This is a genomic window from Streptomyces sp. NPDC059900, from assembly GCF_050270335.1.
GTDB lineage: Bacteria > Actinomycetota > Actinomycetes > Streptomycetales > Streptomycetaceae > Streptomyces.
In genome coordinates this window covers 1-2,230 of the sequence record NZ_JBNNJZ010000907.1, presented here as the reverse complement: position 1 = coordinate 2,230, position 2,230 = coordinate 1, and the positions used below count along the sequence as shown (strand labels likewise).

The window sequence follows — 2,230 nt, the reverse complement described above, 5'->3', positions numbered from 1 at the left end:
CCCCAGGACCTGATCGACCGCGCCACCCTCCGCGTCCTCACGCAAAAGTGCGAGCTGGGCCTCCTGGACCAGGACTGGGAGCCGGTCACGGGAGCTACGGGATCCACGCAAAACGCCGATGACGCGCTCATCGACCTGAACCCCCCTCAGATGCGGGAACTGGCGCGGACCGTGGCGCAGGAGTCGGTCGTCCTGCTCGCCAACGACGCGGGGCTGCTGCCGCTGGCCGCCGACGGGCTGCGCATCGCCCTGGCCGGCCCCCTCGCCCACGAACAGGCCGCCATGCTCGGCTGCTACACATTCCCGCGGCACGTCGGCGTCAACCACCCCGACCTTCCCGCGGGCGTCGACGTCCCCACGCTCGCCCAGGCGCTGCGCGCCGAACTGCCCGGCGCACTCTTCGTCGACGACCCGGCGCAGGCCGACATCTGCCTCGCCGTGGTCGGCGACCGCTCGGGCCTCTTCGGGCGCGGCTCATCCGGCGAGGGATGCGACACCGAGGACCTCGACCTGCCCTACGGGCAAGGCGCGTTGCTGGACGAGGTGTTCGACACCGGGACACCGGCCGTCGTCGTGGTCCTCAGCGGGCGGCCCTACGCACTGGGCCGCTGGGCCGACCGGGCCGCCGCCGTCGTGCAGGCCTTCTTCCCGGGGCAGGAAGGCGGCAGCGCCGTCGCCGGAGTCCTGTCGGGACGCATCGAGCCCTCGGGGCGCCTTCCCGTCGGCGTGCCACGCGGCCCCGGCGGCCAGCCCGCCCCCTATCTGGCGCCCCCGCTCGGCCGCCGCGGCGATCCCAGCAACGTGGACCCCACCGCCCTCTACCCGGTCGGGCACGGCCTGTCCTACACCACGTTCGCCTGGGACGCCCCGCAGTGCGACACGCCCGAACTGCCCACCGACGGCGAGATCACCCTGCGCCTCACCGTCCGCAACACCGGTGAGCGCCCCGGCACCGAGGTGGTCCAGCTTTACCTCCACGACCCGGTCGGCACCGTGGCACGCCCCGAGGTCCGGCTCGTCGGCTACGCCCGCGTCCCGCTCGATGCCGGGGCATCCGCCGAGGTCCACGCCACCTTCCCGGCGGACCTCGCCGCCTACACCGGAGCCGACGGCCGCCGCGTCGTGGAACCCGGCGCCCTCGAACTACGCGTCTGCGCATCCAGCGAACGCGTCCACCACACCGTGCCGCTCACCCTGACGGGCGCGGAACGGGAGGTCGGGCACGAGCGGCGGATGCGGTGCGAGATACGCGTCAAGTGACGCGCGGAAACAACACAGCGCACGGACAACCAACCTCCCACGCTCATGAGTTGAGGTGTAGCACCATGCGCACACCTGCTCCGCGCACCCCTGCCCGTACCCGCGTCCGAGCCGCCGCCTGCGCGTCTGCGGCGGCCCTGCTACTCGGCGCAAGCCCGCCTACGAGGCGATCACATACGCGCTCGCGACCGCGAAGAGGGGCAAACTGACGATGCAGGTGACGGTGGTGCGCGGGCGCAGATCGCGCACCACCGTCCCGCCGCCTCGTCGAGCCCCGGATGCCGGTTTCTCGTCCGTCGCAGGGCCTTCTTTCCGCCACATGATGCGATGTTGACCGAGAACTCTTGACACGTTCCGTCCCTCGCAACACGATGCCGCCCATACCCAAGGGCTTCGGACGCAGGTGGAAGACGCTCCCTATTGGGAGCGCTCCCATGATTCTCCGAGCCCGGCGGTCTGCGTCCTCGGACCCGGAGCCACCATCGCCGGGGGCGTCGTACCTCGCACTTCCTCAGCGCGCCACACGCACACCCACAGATTGATGCGCGTGCGGTGCGTCCCCCGTCAGGAAGAGGTTCTCCATGTTCAGATACCGACGTGCCCTGCTCGCGCTGCTGCTCGCCTTCCCGCTCGCGCTGGCAGCCCCCGGACTCGCCCACGCCGACAGTCCGGTGGCGATGACCAGCGGGTTCTACGTCGACCCCCACTCCTCCCCCGCGGCGTGGGCCGCCGCCAACCCCGGTGACGGCCGTGCCGCCGCGATCAGGGACAACATCGCGGCGAAGCCGATGGCCCGCTGGTTCGGTAGCTGGAGCGGCACCATCGGCACGGCCACGGGTGCGTTCGTCGGCGCGGCCGATGCCGTGGACAAGCTGCCGGTCCTGGTCGCCTACAACATCCCCAACCGCGACATCTGCGGCGGGCACTCGGGCGGCGGCGCGGGCTCGGCAGACGCGTACAGGACGTGTAT

Annotated in this window: 3 protein-coding genes; 2 read left to right on the top strand and 1 reads right to left on the bottom strand. The window is 71.8% G+C overall.

All coding sequences use genetic code 11. The annotated features are described in order from the left end of the window. Nucleotides 1-1,260: glycoside hydrolase family 3 C-terminal domain-containing protein (locus ACQKIP_RS45570; protein WP_427745687.1), on the top strand; the 1,260-nt coding region annotated here is incomplete at its 5' end. Between the two features lie 159 nt (nucleotides 1,261-1,419). Here ACQKIP_RS45570 and ACQKIP_RS45565 read toward each other — a convergent pair. Further along, complete coding sequence (locus tag ACQKIP_RS45565) at nucleotides 1,420-1,581, bottom strand: hypothetical protein (RefSeq protein ID WP_427745686.1); 162 nt, start codon at nucleotides 1,579-1,581, stop codon at nucleotides 1,420-1,422. A gap of 260 nt (nucleotides 1,582-1,841) precedes the next feature. Here ACQKIP_RS45565 and ACQKIP_RS45560 point away from each other — a divergent pair. After that, on the top strand, nucleotides 1,842-2,230 hold a 389-nt coding region (locus ACQKIP_RS45560), incomplete at its 3' end, for a glycoside hydrolase family 6 protein (protein WP_427745685.1).

Bases quoted from the DNA above. Each gene is read 5' to 3' on its own strand.
- ACQKIP_RS45565 (WP_427745686.1), bottom strand. From the start codon at position 1,581: ATGTGGCGGAAAGAAGGCCCTGCGACGGACGAGAAACCGGCATCCGGG.